Annotated in this window: 17 protein-coding genes and 1 pseudogene; 17 read left to right on the forward strand and 1 reads right to left on the reverse strand. The window is 64.5% G+C overall.

Annotation, left to right across the window (positions count from 1 at the left end; genetic code table 11):
- The first annotated feature begins 175 nt into the window (after positions 1 to 175).
- From PJ259_RS02210 to PJ259_RS02275, 15 genes and pseudogenes are all read left to right on the forward strand, one after another.
- Positions 176 to 943, forward strand: coding sequence for a GntR family transcriptional regulator (locus tag PJ259_RS02210; RefSeq protein ID WP_271654558.1), 768 nt, complete (start codon positions 176 to 178; stop codon positions 941 to 943).
- A 565-nt stretch (positions 944 to 1508) separates the two neighbouring features.
- Entirely contained in the window at positions 1509 to 2255 is a 747-nt protein-coding gene (locus PJ259_RS22810; protein WP_420480511.1) for a methyl-accepting chemotaxis protein, read from the forward strand.
- Between the two features lie 10 nt (positions 2256 to 2265).
- The gene (locus tag PJ259_RS02220; RefSeq protein WP_007162125.1) at positions 2266 to 2637 is read left to right on the forward strand and encodes a response regulator; all 372 of its coding nucleotides are present in this window, start codon (positions 2266 to 2268) and stop codon (positions 2635 to 2637) included.
- Positions 2638 to 2656: 19 nt separating this feature from the next.
- Positions 2657 to 2959 (forward strand): STAS domain-containing protein, encoded by a 303-nt coding sequence (locus PJ259_RS02225; RefSeq protein ID WP_059314464.1) that lies wholly within the window; start codon positions 2657 to 2659, stop codon positions 2957 to 2959.
- Positions 2956 to 5121: a chemotaxis protein CheA gene (locus PJ259_RS02230; RefSeq protein ID WP_059314465.1), complete on the forward strand. Its 2166-nt coding sequence runs from the start codon at positions 2956 to 2958 to the stop codon at positions 5119 to 5121. The genes PJ259_RS02225 and PJ259_RS02230 overlap by 4 nt, the downstream gene beginning before the upstream one ends.
- A 21-nt stretch (positions 5122 to 5142) precedes the next feature.
- Positions 5143 to 5646 (forward strand): annotated as a pseudogene (locus PJ259_RS22815) (MCP four helix bundle domain-containing protein); the annotation flags it as partial.
- Positions 5647 to 5877: 231 nt separating this feature from the next.
- Complete coding sequence (locus PJ259_RS02235) at positions 5878 to 7581, forward strand: methyl-accepting chemotaxis protein (RefSeq protein ID WP_442964881.1); 1704 nt, start codon at positions 5878 to 5880, stop codon at positions 7579 to 7581.
- A 48-nt stretch (positions 7582 to 7629) separates the two neighbouring features.
- Positions 7630 to 9804: a HAMP domain-containing methyl-accepting chemotaxis protein gene (locus PJ259_RS02240; protein WP_271654561.1), complete on the forward strand. Its 2175-nt coding sequence runs from the start codon at positions 7630 to 7632 to the stop codon at positions 9802 to 9804.
- Positions 9805 to 9810: 6 nt separating this feature from the next.
- Complete coding sequence (locus PJ259_RS02245) at positions 9811 to 10314, forward strand: chemotaxis protein CheW (RefSeq protein ID WP_271654562.1); 504 nt, start codon at positions 9811 to 9813, stop codon at positions 10312 to 10314.
- Between the two features lie 89 nt (positions 10315 to 10403).
- Positions 10404 to 12059, forward strand: a complete 1656-nt coding sequence (locus PJ259_RS02250) for a methyl-accepting chemotaxis protein (RefSeq protein ID WP_271654563.1) — start codon at positions 10404 to 10406, stop codon at positions 12057 to 12059.
- Positions 12059 to 12529, forward strand: coding sequence for a chemotaxis protein CheW (locus PJ259_RS02255; RefSeq protein WP_059314469.1), 471 nt, complete (start codon positions 12059 to 12061; stop codon positions 12527 to 12529). The genes PJ259_RS02250 and PJ259_RS02255 overlap by 1 nt, the downstream gene beginning before the upstream one ends.
- A gap of 10 nt (positions 12530 to 12539) precedes the next feature.
- Positions 12540 to 13343, forward strand: a complete 804-nt coding sequence (locus PJ259_RS02260; protein WP_059314470.1) for a CheR family methyltransferase — start codon at positions 12540 to 12542, stop codon at positions 13341 to 13343.
- A 2-nt stretch (positions 13344 to 13345) separates the two neighbouring features.
- Complete coding sequence (locus PJ259_RS02265; protein ID WP_271654564.1) at positions 13346 to 13861, forward strand: chemotaxis protein CheD; 516 nt, start codon at positions 13346 to 13348, stop codon at positions 13859 to 13861.
- Positions 13858 to 14928 carry a protein-glutamate methylesterase/protein-glutamine glutaminase gene (locus PJ259_RS02270; protein WP_059314472.1) on the forward strand — a complete coding sequence of 357 codons (1071 nt, stop codon included), beginning with the start codon at positions 13858 to 13860 and terminating at the stop codon, positions 14926 to 14928. Before PJ259_RS02265 ends, PJ259_RS02270 begins: the two co-directional genes overlap by 4 nt.
- Before the next feature lie 53 nt (positions 14929 to 14981).
- Positions 14982 to 15557 (forward strand): DUF1349 domain-containing protein, encoded by a 576-nt coding sequence (locus PJ259_RS02275; RefSeq protein ID WP_271654565.1) that lies wholly within the window; start codon positions 14982 to 14984, stop codon positions 15555 to 15557.
- A gap of 153 nt (positions 15558 to 15710) precedes the next feature.
- Here PJ259_RS02275 and PJ259_RS02280 read toward each other — a convergent pair whose 3' ends face one another.
- Positions 15711 to 16181, reverse strand: coding sequence for a MaoC family dehydratase (locus PJ259_RS02280; protein WP_059314474.1), 471 nt, complete (start codon positions 16179 to 16181; stop codon positions 15711 to 15713).
- Positions 16182 to 16440: 259 nt separating this feature from the next.
- On the opposite strand from PJ259_RS02280, the gene PJ259_RS02285 reads away from it, so the two are divergent.
- Positions 16441 to 18120, forward strand: a complete 1680-nt coding sequence (locus tag PJ259_RS02285; protein ID WP_271654566.1) for a long-chain fatty acid--CoA ligase — start codon at positions 16441 to 16443, stop codon at positions 18118 to 18120.
- A 153-nt stretch (positions 18121 to 18273) separates the two neighbouring features.
- Positions 18274 to 19053 (forward strand): SGNH/GDSL hydrolase family protein, encoded by a 780-nt coding sequence (locus tag PJ259_RS02290; protein WP_059314476.1) that lies wholly within the window; start codon positions 18274 to 18276, stop codon positions 19051 to 19053.
- The last annotated feature ends 106 nt before the right edge of the window (positions 19054 to 19159 follow it).

Genomic DNA, 19159 nt, shown 5'->3' on the forward strand with positions numbered 1-19159 from the left:
GTTGCACAGCATCGCGGCCTGTGGCAAAAATTGGTAAGACCAATTTACAAGAGCGACTTCACGCACGTTAAGCGGGGTCTTTGCTGCTGTCAAATCGCCAGGAGTGCGACTTTAGTCGTCCAGTCGTTTTCTACCCGGCCAAGGCCTTGCCGCCTGCCGGGTTTCGAGGGTTTTCATGGGTTTCGAACCGGTCAAGCAACGTCGTCTGTCCGACGACATCGTCAAGCATCTGGAGGCGCTGATCGCCGAGGGCTCGCTGCGCCCGGGTGAGCGGCTGCCCGCCGAACGCGCCCTGGCCGAGCGCTTCGGGGTATCACGTCCGTCGCTGCGGGAGGCCATCCAGAAGCTGGTGGCGCGCGGTCTGCTGCTCAGCCGCCAGGGCGGCGGCACCTATGTCACCGAGGCACTGAACAGCGCCTTCACCGATCCGCTGCTGCCGCTGCTGGAAAGCCGCGAGGAAACCCGGCGGGATCTGCTGGAGTTTCGTCATACCCTGGAAAGCGCCTGCGCCTACTATGCGGCGCAACGGGCCACCGAGCCTGACCTGGCAAGGCTGAAACTGGCCTGGGAGCGGTTGGAGGATTGCTACGGGCGGCGCGAGACGCTCACGCGGGAAGAGGAGGGCGAAGCGGATGCGGCCTTTCACCTGGCCATCGCCGAGGCGAGTCATAACGCCGTCTACCTGCACAGCATCCGCAGCCTGTTCGAATTGCTGCGCCATCACATGGTGACCAACATCGGCGGCATGCACGCCCAACGCGGCGAAACCCGCGATCGCCTGTTGGAACAGCACCGAGTGCTCTACCAGGCGATCGTCGCCGGAGAAGCCGAACGCGCCCGCGAAGCGGCAAGTCGTCACCTGGACTATGTGCGCGAGGTTCTGGAGGAGGCTGGTGCCATGGCAGGCCGTCTAGCACGGGCCAAACGGCGCGATGAACTCTGAAAAGAGCTGGCGGAAAAACATGTAGTGGCACTATGCTATTACGATAAGTTATCCGTCCGTGGCTAAAGTTTAGCGTTCCAGAGCTGATAACCCGGTCACACCTTCCCGCCTTCGCTGGCGTCTAGACCGGTATCTTCCTGTGGATCAAGTCCCTTCCTCGCCCTCGCTCGCCGACCTTACCTTCACGCCTGCATTGCTCGGCGCCTGCGGTACTGCCGCGATTCTGTTCGCAGGTGGCGTGACACCGACCACTCTGGCGCTAGGCGCTGCCCAGACAGGCCTGGCGGTAGGGCTGGGCTTCTGGCAGCTGCGTTGCGCCCAGGCGCGGCAGGATGCCCACGCGAAGAGCCAGGCCTTCAGCCAACCCTTGTCTGGCGGGCGTGACGAAGCGCTCGAAGCCCTGTGCGTGGCGGTGCTGCCGGTCTGGTCCGAACAGATCGAAGCGGCACGTGCCCATACCGAGCAGGAAATCGTCAGCCTGACCAGCCGCTTCGCCGAGCTGGCCGACCGTATCCACAGCGTGGCGGGCAATGACCAGGGCAGCGGTGATCGCCTGGTCAACCTGATGGCCAGCAGCCAGAACCAGCTGGACGGCATCCTGCAGTCGCTGCGCGAGGCCCTGTCGAGCAAGGGCGCGCTGCTGACCGAGGTCAATGGCCTCGCCGGGCTCACCGAGCAACTCAAGAGCATGGCCAAGGACGTCGGCGACGTGGCGCGCCAGACCAACCTGCTGGCGCTCAATGCCGCCATCGAGGCCGCGCGTGCCGGTGAAGCCGGGCGCGGCTTCGCGGTGGTCGCCGACGAAGTCCGCAAGCTTTCCACCCTGTCCGGCGATACCGGGCAGAAGATCGGCGAAACCGTGGAAACGGTGAACGGCGCCATCGCCCGTACCCTGGAACTGTCGCAACTCCACGCCGAGCGCGACACCGGCACCCTGAACCAGTCCGGTGAAACCATCGAGCAGGTCATCGGCGCCTTTGGTGGCACTACCCGCGACGTGGTCGAGCGCAGCGACACCCTGGCCGAGAACGCCACCGCCGTTGGCGGGGCCATCGCCGAAGTGCTGGTCGCCCTGCAGTTCCAGGATCGCGTCAGCCAGATGCTCGGCCATATCCGTGATGACCAGGCTCGCCTCGAGCGCCTGGTCATCGAGCGCCGCGCCCTGGCCGCCAGTGGTCAGCCGCTACCGTCCCTCGATACCCAAGGCTGGCTCGCCGAGCTGGCCCGTACCTACACCATGGCCGAGCAGGTCGCCGTGCACCAAGGCAAGCGACCGGCCGCCGCCGCCGAATCCGATATCACGTTCTTCTAAGGAAGCTGCAATGAGCAACAAGACCATTCTGATCGTCGATGACTCCATCTCCATTCGCCAGGTGGTGTCCATGACGCTGAAAAGCGCGGGCTACGACGTCATCGAAGGCTGTGATGGCCGGGACGCCCTGACCAAGCTGGATGGCCGCAAGGTGCATCTGATCATCAGCGACGTGAACATGCCCAACATGGACGGCATCACCTTCGTCACCGCGGCCAAGAAGCTGCCGGCCTACAAGTTCACCCCGGTGATCATGCTCACCACCGAATCCGACGCCGCCAAGAAGGCCGCTGGCCAGGCCGCCGGTGCCAAGGCCTGGATGGTCAAGCCGTTCCAGCCGGCGCAGATGTTGGCGGCGGTTTCCAAGCTGATCATGCCCTGATAGCCCTGGAGGCTGCCCCATGAGCGATGTCGTTCGTACCCGGTTGCCCCTTGTCGGGCCGCTGACCATCTATACCGCGGCGGACAGCAAGCCGCTGCTGATGGAGCCCCTGACTGCCGGGGTCACCGTGGCGCTGGAACTGGCCGAGGTCGACGAATTCGATTCGGCCGGTCTGCAACTGCTGCTGTTGGCCCACCGGGAGGCCCAGCGGCTGGGCGGTAGCCTCGAACTGGTCGATCCCAGCCCGGCCGTAACCGAGTTGCTGGAGCTGGCTGGCCTCACCGACTTCTTCACGGCTGCTGCCGAAGGAGTAGCCGCATGAATCTGGACGAGATCCTCAAGACTTTCATCGCCGAGAGCGAGGAGCTGCTGCAGCAGATGGAAGCTGCGCTGCTGCAGATCGAGCAGGCGCCGGACGACGTCGAGCTGATCAACGCCATCTTTCGCGCCGCCCACACCATCAAGGGTTCGGCGGGGCTGTTCGGCCTGGACCATGTGGTCGCCTTCACCCATGTCGCGGAAAGCGTGCTCGACCGCATTCGCAGCAATGAGCTGGCTTTCGACGAAACCCTGTCGGCACTGTTTCTGGAGGTCTGCGACCACCTCAACGGCCTGATCGCCCGGGTATCTTCCGGCAGCGAACCCGAGGCGGATTTCCAGGCTGCAGGCGCGGCGCTGGTGCAACGCCTGGAGCACTACCTGCAGCCGAGCGCCAAGGTGACCCAGCCCACCGCCGCTCCTCGGACCCTGACGGCGCCGGTGGACGGCGTGGCCGCCGGCCACTGGCACCTGTCGCTGCGTTTCGGCCCGGACATGCTGCGTAACGGCATGGATCCGCTGGCCTTCGTGCGTTACCTCAACAGCTTCGGCCGTATCGTCAACATCGTGACCCTGACCGATGCCATTCCGCCGGCGGCCGAGATGGATCCGGAGACCTGCTACCTGGGCTTCGAAGTCGCCTTCGACAGCGAGGCCGACAAGGAAACCATCGAGGCGGCCTTCGAGTTCGTTCGCGAAGACAGCCAGATCCGCATCCTGCCGCCCCATAGCCGCAGCAGCGACTATTGCCAGCTGATCGAGGACCTGGCCGAGGAAGATCTGCGCCTGGGTGAGATCCTGGTGCGCTGCGGCACTCTGACCGCCACCGAGCTTGATGAGGTCCTGCGCCGCCAGGCGGATCCGGCGACGCCGCGTCAGCCCATCGGCGAAGCCCTGGTGGAAGCCCAACTGGTCAATCCGCCCGTGGTGGATGCCGCGCTGAACAAGCAGCGCAAGATCAAGGAGCAGCGGGCGCCGGCCGGTGAAGGCCAGCTGATCCGCATCGACGCCACCAAGCTCGACCAGCTGATCGATCTGATCGGCGAGCTCATCATCGCCGGCGCCGGTACCCAGCTCATCGCCCAGCAGAGCGGTCTGGCCGCGCTGGTGGAATCCACCGGGGTGCTGTCGCGCCTGGTGGAAGAGGTGCGCGACACCGCCCTGACCCTGCGCATGGTGCAGATCGGCACCACCTTCAACCGCTTCCAGCGCGTGGTGCGTGACGTTTCCAAGGAAATCGGCAAGGACATCGCCCTGAAGATCAGTGGCGGCGAGACCGAGCTGGACAAGACCGTGGTGGAAAAGATCGGCGATCCGCTGACCCACCTGATCCGCAATGCCATGGACCATGGCATCGAATCCGCCGAGCTGCGCCTGGCGCGCGGCAAGCCGGCCCAGGGTACCGTGGGCCTGAACGCCTATCACGAGTCGAGCAGCATCGTCATCGAAGTCACCGACGACGGTGGCGGTCTATCGCGCGAGCGCATCCTGCGCAAGGCCACCGAGCGCGGCCTGATCGCCGAAGGCCAGGTGCTGGCCGACAAGGACGTCTTCAACCTGATCTTCGAGCCGGGTTTCTCCACCGCCGAGCAGATCAGCAACCTGTCCGGCCGCGGCGTTGGCATGGACGTGGTGAAAAAGAACATCACCGCCCTGCGCGGCAGCGTCGACCTCACCAGCGAAGAGGGCCGCGGTACTACCGTGACCATCCGCCTGCCGCTGACCCTGGCGATCATCGACGGCTTCCTCATCGGTGTCGGCAAGGCCACCTACGTGGTGCCCCTGGAAGCGGTGGAGGAGTGCATCGAGTTGACCGAGGCGGGCAGCGTCCAGGCCAGCGGCAACGACTATCTCGACCTGCGCGGCGAGGTCCTGCCGGTGCTGCGTCTGCGCCAGCTGTTCGCCATCGAGGAAGCGCCGCCGCGGCGGCAGAACGTGGTAGTGGTGCGCTATGCCGGCCAGCGCGCCGGCCTGGTGGTCGACCAGCTGATGGGCGAGTTCCAGACCGTGATCAAGCCCCTGGGTCCGCTGTTCGGCCACAATCGCAGTCTGGGCGGCTTCACCATCCTGGGTACCGGCGAGGTGGCGCTGATCCTCAACGTACCTGGCCTGATCGGCGAGGCGTCCTCCGCCTCCGTCTCCATCCCTCCGCCCGTCCTGGCCTGATCGACTAGAGAATTCGACTTCATGACCGTTACCAAACGCATGTCCCTGCTGATCCTTTCCGCGCTGCTGGGGATCATCCTGCTCGCCGGGCTGGCCTATTATCAATTGCATCGGGTCTATGCACAGGCCAACTTCGGCAACGACGACACCGTGCCGGCCATTCTTGGCATCGATGCCATCGACGCCCACTCCGCCGACACCATCACCAACATCTATCGTCACCTCGCTGCCGATGGCGAGGTCGCCACACGAATGGCGGAAAAGGAACTCGCTGAATCCCAGCGCCTGACCGACGAGGCGCTCAAGGCCTATCAGGATCAGATTTCCGACGACACCGATCGGCGCCTGTGGGAAGACGACAAGCAGGCGATCGCCGCCCTGAACCAACTGGCGGCCAAGGTCATCCCGCTGTCCCGCGCCAGCCAGGATGACGAGGTCAAGCGGCTGCTCGGCGAGAACCAGGAGACGATCACCCATGTGGGTGACGCTCTCGATGCCCATCGCCTCTACAACCAGAAACTGGGCGGTGAACAATCCGCCCTGGCCCGGGATACCCTGGGCCAGGCCACGGTGCTGTCGGTTGGCATTTCCTTGGCGACCCTGCTGATGATCGGCCTGCTGGGCTTCTTCATCACCCGCAACCTGCTGCGTCAGCTGGGTGGCGAGCCGGCCGAGGTGGCCAAGGTCGCCAACCGGACCGCCGCGGGCGATCTACCCGATGATCTGCGCCTGCGCGCAGGCGACGACTCCAGCCTGATGGCCGCCATGCAGCGCATGGTGGTGACCCTACGCGGTCTGGTGCAGGAGATGACCACCATGGCCAGCGAGCACGATCGCGGCGAGACCGAAGCCCGTATTCCCCTGGAGCGCTTCCAGGGCACCTTCCGCAATGTCGCCGAAGGCGTCAACGCCATGGTCGCCGGCCATCTGAGCGATTCCGCCAAGGCCATGGCCTGCGTCAAGAGCTTTGGCGAAGGCGATCTGGCGGCGACGCTGGAACGCTTCCCTGGCAAGAAGGCCGTGATCAACGACAACCTCGAGCAGGTGCGCGACAACATCCAGCTGCTGGTAGCGGAGATGGTGCAGCTCTCCCAGGCCCATGATCGCGGCGAAACCGATGCGCGCATTCCGGTGGAGCGCTTCCAAGGCACCTTCCGCAGCATGGCCGAAGGCGTCAACGCCATGGTCGCTGGCCATCTGAACGATTCCGCCAAGGCCATGGCCTGCGTCAAGAGCTTTGGCGAGGGCGATCTGGCGGCGACGCTGGAGCGCTTCCCTGGCAAGAAGGCGGTGATCAACGACAACCTCGAACAGGTGCGCAGCAACATCCAGCGCCTGGTCGAGGACGCCAACCAGCTGAGCCAGGCCGCCATGGCCGGTCGCCTGGATACGCGCGCCGATGCCAACGCCCACCAGGGTGATTTCCGCCGTATCGTCGCCGGCATCAACGGCACCCTGGATGCCATTGTCGCCCCGGTAAACGAAGCCATGGGCGTGATGGCAGGTCTGGCCCAGGGCGACCTGAGCCGCACCGTGCGCGGTAATTACCAGGGCCAGTTGCTGGAGCTCAAGGAGTCGATCAACGGCACCGTTGGCAAGCTGAACCAGATCATCGGCGATGTGCGTCTGTCGGCCGATTCCCTGGCCAGCGCCTCGGAAGAGATATCAGCTACCGCCCAGAGCATGAGTCAGGCTAGTACCGAGCAGGCCGCCTCGGTGGAGGAGACCAGTGCCAGCGTCGAGCAGATGTCGGCCTCCATCGCCCAGAACACCGAGAACGCCAAGGTCACCGATGGCATGGCCGGCAAGGCGGCCCGAGAAGCCGATGAGGGCGGTCAGGCCGTCGGTGAGACCCTGGTGGCCATGAAGACCATTGCCGAGAAGATCGGCATCGTCGACGACATCGCCTACCAGACCAACCTGCTGGCGCTCAACGCCGCCATCGAGGCTGCCCGCGCCGGTGAACACGGCAAGGGCTTTGCGGTGGTCGCTGCCGAGGTACGCAAGCTGGCCGAGCGCAGCCAGGTCGCGGCCCAGGAAATCGGCACCGTGGCCAAGAGCAGTGTGGCCCTGGCCGAGCGTGCCGGCACCCTGCTGGACCAGATGGTGCCTTCCATCAGCAAGACCTCCGATCTGGTGCAGGAAATCGCCGCGGCCAGCGAAGAGCAGAGCAGTGGGGTGAGCCAGATCAACGGCGCCATGCTGCAACTGAGTCAGATCACTCAGCAGAACGCCTCGGCGTCCGAAGAGCTGGCAGGCACCGCTGAAGAGATGAGCGGTCAGGCCGAGCAGCTGCAACGGCTGATGGGGTTCTTCAATACCGGTGAAGGCCGGGTGGTGCAGGACCTGGATCGGGCACTGGAGGCTTCGCGGCTCAAGGTGACGCGAGCGCCGGGCAAGGTGGTACGCACAGGTACCTCGGGCCCCGCGCCCGAAGGCTACGTTCCTTTCGAATCCTGATCCCTTATCCAACGGCCACCTCCAGGTGGCCTTTTTGAGACCATCGACATGACTGTCATCAAGAAAATGCTGCTGCTGGTGCTGTCCGCGCTATTGGGCATCATGGTGCTGGCCGGCACCGGGCAATACGAAATCGACAAGGTGTTCCAGGCGGCCAACTATGGCAACGACAACACCGTGCCCAGCCTGAAGGCCCTCGGTGAGGTCAACGACAGCCGCTCCGACTACGTGGTGGGCATCTATCGTCACGTGCTGTCGACCAGCAGCGAAGCCATGACCACCGTGGAGCAGGACCTGGCCGTGGCCAAGGAGCGCATCGGCCAGAACCTCGACAAGTACCAGGCGCTGGTCTCGGACGACCGTGATCGCGCTCTGTTGGCGGCCGACCGGGCCGCCTTCAATGCGCTGTTCGGCCTGGGCGACCAGGTCATCAGCCTGTCGCGGCAGAATCGCAACGAGGATGCCCAGACCCTGATGCGCAGCCGCACCGAGGTGCTGGCCGCCATCAACAAGGCCCTCGACGAGCACGTCACCTACAACCAGACCCTGGCGCAGCAGGGCGTGCAGGTCGCTCAGAAGACCAAGGTCGAGGCAACCTGGCTGGCGCTGTCCATCGCCCTGGCCACGCTGCTTGCCGTCGCCCTGCTGGGCTTCTTCATCACCCGCAACCTGTTGCGTCAGCTGGGCGGTGAGCCCGCCGCAGTCGCCACCCTGGCCGGCCGCGTGGCCGCCGGTGATTTGCCTGACGACATCAAGCTGCGCGCCGAGGACAAGACCAGCCTGATGGCGGCCATGCAGAACATGGTCACCACCCTGCGTGGCCTGATCACGGAAATGAGCAGCATGTCCTCGGCCCATGACCGCGGTGAAACCGCGGTGCGCATACCGGCAGAGCAATTCCAGGGTGCCTATCGCAGCATGGCCGAAGGCGTCAATGGCATGGTCGCCGGCCATCTGAGCGATTCCGCCAAGGCCATGGCTTGCGTCAAGAGCTTTGGCGAAGGCGATTTGTCGGTGGCACTGGAGCGCTTCCCCGGCCAGAAGGCCGTGATCAACGACAACCTCGAACAGGTGCGCAGCAACATCCAGCGCCTGGTCGAGGACGCCAACCAGCTGAGCCAGGCCGCCATGGCCGGTCGCCTGGACACCCGCGCCGACGCCAGTGCCCACCAGGGCGATTTCCGCCGCATCGTCGCTGGCATCAACGGCACCCTCGACGCCATCGTCGCCCCGGTCAACGAAGCCATGGGCGTGATGGCCGGGCTGGCCCAGGGTGACCTGAGCCGCACCGTACGCGGTGACTATCAAGGCCAACTGCTGGAACTCAAGGAGTCGATCAACGGCACCGTAGGCAAGCTGAACCAGATCATTGGCGACGTGCGTCTGTCGGCCGATGCCCTGGCCAGTGCCTCGGAAGAGATTTCCGCCACCGCCCAGAGCATGAGTCAGGCCAGTACCGAACAGGCCGCCTCGGTGGAGGAGACCAGTGCCAGCGTCGAGCAGATGTCAGCCTCCATCGCCCAGAACACCGAGAACGCCAAGGTCACCGACGGCATGGCTGGCAAGGCTGCGCGTGAGGCGAGCGAAGGCGGTGACGCGGTGGGCGAGACCCTGATCGCCATGAAGACCATCGCCGAGAAGATCGGCATCGTCGACGACATCGCCTACCAGACCAACCTGCTGGCGCTCAACGCCGCCATCGAGGCTGCCCGCGCCGGTGAACACGGCAAGGGCTTCGCCGTGGTAGCCGCCGAGGTACGCAAGCTGGCCGAACGCAGCCAGGTCGCGGCCCAGGAAATCGGCACCGTGGCCAAGAGCAGCGTGGCCCTGGCGGAGCGCGCCGGGTCACTGCTCGACGAAATGGTACCGTCCATCAGCAAGACCTCCGATCTGGTACAGGAAATCGCTGCGGCGTCCGAAGAACAGAGTAGTGGAGTCACTCAGATCAATAGCGCCATGCTGCAACTCAGCCAGATTACCCAACAGAACGCCTCGGCCTCGGAAGAGCTGGCCGCGACCGCTGAAGAAATGAGCGGTCAAGCGGAGCAGTTGCAACAGCTCATGGGCTTCTTCAACACCGGCGAAGGCCGTGCAGTTCAAGACCTCGAGCGCGCCATCGAGCAGGTACGCCCGGTCAAACGAGCCGCCGCTCCGGCCTCTGCCCGTAGATCTCAGCAGACTGCAAGCGGCCTGCCTGATGGTTATATCCGTTTCTCGGAGTAAAAGCCCATGAACACCCTGACGCTTCCCGACATCGTCCAGGATTCTCTGGGCCATCAGCACCTGACTTTCATGGTCGGTAGCGAAACCTACGCGGTGGATACCCTCGCCGTGCGCGAGATCATCGAATTCGGCCAGCTGACCCAGGTGCCCCTGATGCCGGCGTGCATCCGTGGCGTCATCAACTTGCGTGGCGCCGTGGTGCCCGTCGTTGATCTGGAGGCGCGCTTCGGTGGCTCGCCAACCCGTGTCGGACCCCGCACCTGCATTGTCATCCTCGAAGTTATCGCTGACGAGGACACTCATGTGCTGGGCGTCGTGGTGGATGCGGTGAGTGAGGTTCTGGAGATCGAACCTGCCGATATCCGGCCCGCGCCGTCGTTTGGCAGTCGTCTGCCAGCGCATTTCATTTCCGGCATGGTCAAGGCTGAGGAAGGCTTCCTGACCCTGCTCGATGTGGCTCAGGTCCTCGACGTGCATGAACTGGCGAGTCTCGCCCAGGCCACCAGATAGTCCCCCGACGTGGTGGCAATGAGCGCTGGCCTACCGGCCGGCGCCTTCTTATCGATACAGTCGTAACAGGCGCCGGAGGCGCTTTCACCATGCTGAATAAACTTCGCGTCTCGACCAAGCTGGCGATCGGTTTCGGGGCCGCCATCCTGATGCTGCTTTTGGTCATGGGAGTCGCCCTGCTGAACATGGGAACGATGAAGGCCTCGGCCGACAACATGTCGCAGTTCCGTTTCCCTATGACGGTCCAGGCCAACACCCTGGTGCGCAACACCTTGGACAGCGGCCGCCTGATGCGCAACCTGCTGCTGCTGACTGACGAAGCGGCCGTGGCCAAGACCAAGGAAGACATCGCCAAGGTCCGCGCGGACAACAGCGAGATCCTCGCTGACCTGAAGAAGAAGATCACCAGTGATGACGGCAAGCAAAAGCTGGCCGCCGCCGTGGATGCGCGTCAGCGTTTGCAGGACAAATACGGCGAGTTCTTTCGCCTGCTGGACAGTGACCGCGGTCAGGCCCGGGACTACCTGCTGAACGTTTTTGCCCCCAACAACAACGAGCTGGTCGCGGCCCTGGGCGCGCTCAATGATCTGCAGGCCCAGCGCATGCAGGAAGCCGGGGAAGCGGCCACCGCTGCCTATATGGACGCCCGTAACCTGATGCTGGTGATCGGCGCCGTGGCGACCCTGATCGCCGTCCTGCTCGGCTACCTGATCACTCGCAGCCTGATCCGTCAGCTGGGCGGCGAGCCGGCCTACGCCGCCGAGGTGGTGCAGCGCGTTGCCCGGGGCGACCTGAGTGTCGAGGTGGCGACCCGTGAAGGTGACACCACCAGCATGCTGGCGTCCGTACGGGCCATGACCACCACCCTGGCGCAGATCATCAGCGATGTGCGCAGTTCGGCCGATGGCCTGGCCAGTGCCTCCGAAGAGGTCTCGGCCACCGCCCAGAGCATGAGCCAGGCCAGCACCGAGCAGGCGGCTTCCGTCGAGGAAACCAGCGCCAGCATCGAAGAGATGTCGGCCTCCATCGCCCAGAACACCGAGAACGCCAAGATCACCGACGGCATGGCCGGCAAGGCCGCGCGGGAGGCGGACGAGGGTGGTCAGGCCGTACGCGAGACGTTGGTGGCCATGAAGACCATCGCCGACAAGATCGGCATCGTCGACGACATCGCCTACCAGACCAACCTGCTGGCGCTCAACGCCGCCATCGAAGCCGCTCGCGCCGGTGAACACGGCAAGGGCTTCGCCGTGGTGGCTGCCGAGGTGCGCAAGCTGGCCGAACGTAGCCAGGTCGCGGCCCAGGAAATCGGTACCGTGGCCAAGAGCAGCGTGGCCCTGGCCGAGCGCGCCGGGTCGCTGCTGGGCGAGATGGTGCCGTCCATCAACAAGACCTCCGACCTGGTGCAAGAGATCACCGCTGCCTCGGAAGAGCAGAGTGCCGGTGTCGAGCAGATCAACGGCGCCATGCTGCAACTGAGCCAGATCACCCAGCAGAACGCCTCGGCATCCGAAGAGCTGGCCGCCACCGCGGAAGAGATGAGCGGCCAGGCCGAGCAGCTCCAGCAACTGATGGAGTACTTCACCCTGGGCAGTACATCGGCATCGCAACAGAGCGTGCGCCCCACCAACAATCGCCCGGCTCCGAGTCTGGCCGAGCGCACCTCTGCGCTGATCGACACTCCCCGTCGCGCCCCGCGTGGTGGTGTGCCGGCCGGTTTCGCCCGTTTCGAGGAACAAGCCTGATGCTATCCCGCCAGTTTCTGACCTTTCAGCTCGCCGGTGATCTCTACGGCGTCAACACTGCCTGCGTGCGGGAAATCATCGAGTACGGTGCCGTCACCACGGTGCCCATGCTGCCGCCCGCCATCCGCGGCGTCATCAACCTGCGTGGCGCGGCTGTGCCAGTGATGGACCTTGGCGTGCGCTTTCGCAACCAGGTGAGCGAAACCTCTCGCCGCAGCTGCATCGTGGTACTGGAAATCCAGGTCGACGGCGGCCCCCAGGTCTTCGGCATCGTGGTGGACGCGGTCTGTGAGGTACTGGAGATCGCCGCCGACGCCATCGAGGCGGCGCCGCGCTTCGGTGCCTCGATCCGTACCGATTTCATCCTCGGCATGGCCAAGCAGGGTGCGGGTTTCGTCATCCTGCTCGACATGGATCGGGTGCTGGGCGAAGACGACCTCGCTCAGCTCGCCGCCATGACGGCTGCCTGAGGACGGGTGCATGGAGCTTCCCGCGCTGACCGACAGCGAGTTCCGGCAGTTTCGCAGCTTCATCTTCCGGGTCGCCGGCATCAGCATGTCCGATGCCAAGCGCCCGCTGGTGAGCGGCCGCCTCGCCAAGCGTGTGCGCCAGCGTGGCACGCCCAGCTACGACGCCTACTTCCAGCTGATCCAGCGCGATCAGACGGAGTGCCAGATGGCGGTCGATCTGCTGACCACCAACGAGACCTATTTCTTTCGCGAACCCAAGCACTTCGACTTTCTCCGTGAGCAGGTGCTGCCGAACTGGGATCGGCGCCAGTCGCTGCGCCTGTGGAGCGGTGCCTGCTCCTCGGGTGAGGAGCCCTATACCCTGGCCATGACCCTTGCCGAGGGCTTGGGCGAACGACCCTGGGAGATCGTTGCCTCCGACCTCAGCACCCGGGTACTGGCCAAGGCGCGCAGCGCTCAGTATCCCCTGGCGGAGGCCGAGGACATCCCGCCGGCGCTACTGCGGCGCTATTGCTTCAAGGGGGTGGGCGAAAACGAGGGCACCTTTCTGGTGGATCCCCGGCTGACGGCGCGCATTTCCTTCCGGCAGATCAACCTCAATAACGCGCTGCCAGATATGGGTACCTTCGACATCATCTTTCTGCGCAACGTGATGATCTACTTCGATCTGCCGACCAAGCGCCAGGTGGTATCGCGGCTGGTTCGCCATCTGCGGCCCGGTGGTTACTTCTTCGTGAGTCATTCCGAAAGCCTGAACGGAGTGACCGACGCGCTGAGGATGGTCAGCCCGTCCATCTATCAACGTCCGCTCTGATCATGGCTGCCGTGCCGGAAGTCTTCCTGCGCCCTGGTGACTGGTATTTTGGCCGGGGAGAACTCCGTGTCCGGACCATCCTCGGTTCCTGCGTGGCTTTCGTGTTCTGGCATCCACAGCGTCGCTTCGGCGGTATGACTCATGCGCTGCTGCCCAAGCGCCAGCGTCCGACCCCGGGCGCCGCCACCGCCATCGATGGCCACTATGTGGACGAATCCCTGCAGTTGATGCTGGATGCGGTCGCGCGCCACGGTGGCGATCTGCCCGGCTATCAGGTGCACCTCTACGGCGGTGGCAACATGTTTCCCCAGATCCTGCGCGGAAGGGTCCGCAACATCGGCGACATCAATGTCGATGCCGCGCTGGCGCAGCTCGCCGAGGCGGGTGTGCGCACGGTGCGGACTCACGTCCGCGGCGCCGGCCATCGCAAACTGTCCCTGGACCTCGTCGACGGCCGGGTGCTCATGCAACAGGTGGAGCTAACCTACGTTCCGCCGCTTACGAGATTTACGCCATGAACAAGATCAAGGTCCTCATCGTCGACGACTCGGCCGTTGTGCGGCAGGTGCTCGCCCAGAGTCTCGCGGAGGATCCGGCCATCGAGGTCATGGGCGTCGCCGCCGACCCGGTGTTCGCCCAGGACAAGATGCGCAAGCAGTGGCCCGACGTCATCGTGCTGGACGTAGAGATGCCGCGCATGGACGGCATCACCTTTCTCAAGAAGATCATGGCCGAGCGGCCGACCCCGGTGGTGATCTGCTCGACCCTGACCGAAAAGGGCGCAGCTACCACCCTGCAGGCCATGGCCGCCGGGGCAGTCAGCATCGTCACCAAGCCCCAGGCCAATCTCAAGCAATTCCTCAAGGATGCTTCGGACGACCTCACCAGTGCGGTGAAGGCCGCGGCCCGGGCCAATCTCAAGCGCCTGGTGCCGCGCGGCGTGCCCGTTACACCGACGCCCAAGCTCAGTGCCGACGCCATCCTGCCGGCGGGCGGCAGTCCGGCCATGGCCCGTACCACCGAGCGCATCGTCGCCCTGGGTACCTCCACCGGCGGCACCCAGGCGCTGGAAGCGGTACTGACGACACTGCCGCGGGTCTGCCCGGGCATCGTGGTGGTGCAGCACATGCCGGAGCGTTTCACCGCGGCTTTCGCCGAGCGGCTGGATCGCCTCTGCGAACTGGAGGTGCGCGAAGCCCGGCACGGCGACCGGGTCCTGCCCGGCCGGGTGCTCATCGCGCCGGGTGGGCGGCACATGCTGCTCAAGCGCAGTGGCGCGCAGTACCAGGTGGACGTCATCGACGGGCCGCCGGTCAGTCGCCACCGGCCTTCGGTGGACGTGCTGTTTCGCTCGGTGGCCCGGGCCGCCGGCAGCAACGCCCTGGGCATCATCATGACCGGCATGGGCGACGACGGCGCGCGCGGCCTCAAGGAATTGCGCGAGGCCGGTGGCCGCACCCTCGGCCAGGACGAGGACAGCTGCGTGGTCTACGGCATGCCCAAAGAAGCCATGAAGCTGGGCGCCGTGGAGCAGGAAATCGGTCTCAACCAGATCGCCGCCGCCATCCTCAAAGGCGGGGTCTAGACGAACTTGCGGGGCAGTCCGGACTCCAAGCGCCAGCACGCGAGGAGAGCCCCATGTTCGACATCTGCCACTGGATCAACGAACCCGAAACCTGGCTGGCCGAGCCCGCTCGGCTGAGGGTCATCACCGACCGCCACAGTGACTTCTGGCGCCTGACCCATGACGGCGGCGAGCGTGACAGCGGCCACTTCTTCGGCGCCCGGGTCCACAGTGGCTTCACTGCCCAACTGCGGGTAGCGGCGCGCTGCAAGAATCAGGGCGATCATGCCGGCATCATGGTGCAGATCGATGAGCACCACTGGCTGCGCGCCGGCATCGGCTATTTCGACGACACCCCGCAACTGCTCAGCGTACTGACCCAGGGCCGCTCCGACCTGGCCCTGGGCGCGCCGCTCGGTGATCACGAAGAACTCTGGCTGAGAGTGACCCTTACCCAGGGCACGCTGCGCGTGCAGGCCTCCCTCGATGGTCAGCGCTGGCCGCTGCTGCGGCTGGCCAGCTTGCCGGTGGCAGCGGAATACCGCGTCGGCCCGGTGTGCGGCACCCCGGAGCGGGGCGGCATGGAGGTGGCCTTCAGCGATTTCAGTCTGCAGGCCCCGTTGCAGCGCGGCCTCGCCGATCTGAGTTGAGGTGGTGTTGCTAAGCTATGTTTTACGATCTAGCGAGCTAGAGCCAAACAAGGCAAAAACGCCTGAGGAAGCGGAGTTTACAAATGGTAAATGAGCATTCCGAAGACGGTTTTAACGCAGTTAGGCCGACGCGCAGCAGATCGTGGCTGAACATCAGCCGACGGTGACGGGAGGCAGTTCCACCTGCTGTACCTGCACCGGCTTGCGCGGGGCGACCACCTTGGCAACGCCATCGACGACCTTTTCACCGTGCTGATTGAAGACACGGGTGGCCAGGTTCACGCGAAATTTCGGCAGCTTCTCCAGCACCTCGATCTCCACCGTCAGGGTATCGCCCAGCTTGACCGGCTTCTCGAAGGTCATGGTCTGGTCGACATAGAGGGTGCCCGGACCTGGCAGGTTGCAGGCCACCGCCGCGCTGATCAGGGCGCCGCTGAGCATGCCGTGGGCGATGGGTTCGCGAAACAGCGTCTTGGCCGCGAAATCGGCGTCCAGGTGCAGCGGATTGCAGTCGCCGGAAAGGGCAGCGAACAGCAGCACATCGCGCTGCTCGATGGTGCGGGTCACGGTAGCCTTCTGGCCGATTTCGAGGGCCTCATAAGGGATGTTTTCAGTCAGACTCATGACGCGCTCCGGCAGCTGTGAGAGGGCGGCGGACGCCGCGAAGCCGGGCATTCTACCCAGGCCCAGGGCCCGAGGCGAATCATCGCCCAGAAAAGCTGCCGTGAAGCGTGACTGATAATGACTATATGGTCATTAAGTGACGTAAAGGGCGGATATTGATGCTGTTGCGGCTAGGGCAAAGCTGCTAGGCTCGCAGGGCCGGTTCACTGCTGATCACGGCACTCTCCCATGACAATAACCAAGAGCAGGAGCGGGCTGCATGATGCCGAATTTCTGGAGTGACAAGTATCCTGAGGGCATCCAGACAGACATAGACCTGGACCGTTATCGCAACGTCCTGGCGGTATTTCGCGAGGCCTGCCAGACCTATGCAGAACGCCCGGCGTTCAGCAACCTGGGGCGGACGCTGAGCTACCGTGAACTCTATGAGCTGTCCGGTCAGTTCGCTGCCTACCTGCAGAAGCACACCGATCTGCAACCGGGCGATCGCATCGCGGTACAGATGCCCAATGTGCTGCAGTATCCGGTGGTGGTCTTTGGCGCCATGCGCGCCGGCCTGGTGGTGGTCAATACCAACCCGCTCTACACCGCCCGCGAGATGCAGCATCAGTTCAAGGATTCCGGCGCCCGGGCGCTGGTCTGCCTGGCCAACATGGCGCACCTGGCCGAACAGGTGCTGCCGCAGACCGACATCCGCCACGTCATCGTCACCGAGGTCGGCGACCTGCTGCCGACCTTCAAGCGACTGCTGGTCAATGCCGTGGTGCGCCACGTCAAGAAGATGGTGCCGGCCTACCGCATTCCCCATTCCATCCGCTTCGTCGATGCCATGACCAAGGGCGAGCACGTCGATTTCGTCGACGCCGACCCGGCGGCGGAAGACGTCGCCGTGCTGCAGTACACCGGCGGCACCACCGGCATCGCCAAGGGCGCCATGCTGACCCATCGCAACCTGGTGGCCAACATGCTGCAGTGCCAGGTGCTGATGACCAAGTACCTGGGCGGCGGCGCTCAGGTCATGATCGCGCCGCTGCCGCTCTACCACATCTATGCCTTCACCATTCACTGCATGGCCATGCTGATCCAGGGCAACCATAACGTCCTGATCACCAATCCGCGCGATTTGCCGGCGCTGGTCAAGGAACTTAAGCAGTGGCGCTTCAACGGCTTCGTCGGCCTCAACACCCTGTTCGCCGCCCTGTGCAACAGCGAGGATTTCCGCCAGCTGGATTTCTCCCAGCTCAAGGTGACCTTTTCCGGTGGCATGGCGCTGCAGCAATCCGTGGCCCTGCGCTGGGAAGAGGTCACCGGCTGCGGCATCTGCGAAGGCTACGGCATGACCGAAACCAGTCCGGTGGTGAGCTTCAATCCGCTGGAGCGTCGTCGGCTGGGTACTATCGGCATGCCGGTGCCGGGTACTGACTGCAAGGTGGTGGATGCCGATGGCGTGGCCCAGGGCTTCGACACCCCTGGCGAACTGTGCGTCAAGGGTCCTCAGGTGATGAAGGGCTACTGGCTGCGGCCCGAGGCCACCGCCGAGGTGCTCGACACCGAGGGTTGGCTGCGCACCGGCGACATTGCCGTGATCGAGCCGGATGGCTATCTGCGCATCGTCGATCGCAAGAAGGACATGATTCTGGTCTCCGGTTTCAACGTCTATCCTAACGAGCTGGAAGAGGTTCTTTCCCAGCTGCCTGGCGTGCTGCAATGCGCGGCCATCGGCATTCCCGACGAGGTGGCGGGAGAGAAGATCAAGGTGTTCGTGGTGCCCAGACCGGGTGCTTCCCTGACCACCGAGCAGGTGCTCAGGCACATGCACGATCATCTCACCGGCTACAAGCGACCCAAGCTGGTGGAATTCCGCGACAGTCTGCCGACCACCAACGTCGGCAAGATCCTGCGCCGCGAACTGCGTGACGCCGAACTCAAGAAGGCGTAACAGGGGTTCGATATATCCCCCGTACCGCTACCTCTCGTCGACTGGTAGCGGCGCGGTACCTTGTCAAGCATGGTTTTCGCAAGAGGTTCGGGTATAAACCGCAGGCGGCATTTTGCCGCCATCACCTCAGACCTCTCTCCTCGGGGACACACCATGCGAATTCGCGTACGCCAGGCCTTGCTGGGCCTTCTGTTGCTGGGCTCGACCGTGCTGGGCCAGGCTCAGGCCGGCGAGCCCATCCGCGTCCTGTTCGTGGGCAATAGCTACACCTTCGTCAACGATCTGCCGGCGATGGTCCGTCAAATGTCCGTCGAGGCCGGTCAGTCGCGCCCCTTGGACGTCAAGCATGTGACCTTCAGTGGTGCGAGCCTCGAACAACACTGGAAGCGCCACGACGTGCAGGACGAGCTGGCCAGGGCCAACTACGATTACGTGGTGATCCAGGACCACAGCATGATGCCGGTGAAGAATCCCGACCTCACCCGTCAGTACGTGCGCCTGATCGCCGACCTGGCGCGCAAGGACGGCGCCCAGCCGATCCTCTACCTGACCTGGGCGCGGCAGAACAATTCGACCATGCAGGCCCAGCTGGACAGCGTCTACACCCCCCTGGCCAAGGAGACCGGCGCGCTGCTGGCACCCGTGGGCCAGGCCTGGCAGAAGGCCTTGGCCGATCAGCCGCAACCCGGGCTGTTCCTGCCCGATGGCAGCCATCCGTCCTTCACGGGTACCTACCTGACCGCCTCGGTGTTCTATGCGCTGATCTATGGCACCCGTCCGCCGCTGCCGGCTGCGGGGGAGAAGATCAAGTTCGATCACGCCGATCCGGCGGATCTGCAGCAGGATGCCTGGAAGGCCCTGCAGTCCCTCGACATGGCCCTGCGTACCCCGCCGGCCAAGCTGAACATGGCCAGCGTCCAGGCCAAGCGCTGATCCGGTACCGCCCTTGCGCGACCAGACGTCGCGCAAGGGCGTGCAGCCCCGCTGTTTTCCGCCCGCCGTTCTTGTAAAGCCCCGCCTTACCCCCCAACTCTTTTAC

Source organism: Pseudomonas sp. JBR1, assembly GCF_028198185.1.
GTDB lineage: Bacteria > Pseudomonadota > Gammaproteobacteria > Pseudomonadales > Pseudomonadaceae > Chryseomonas > Chryseomonas oryzihabitans_E.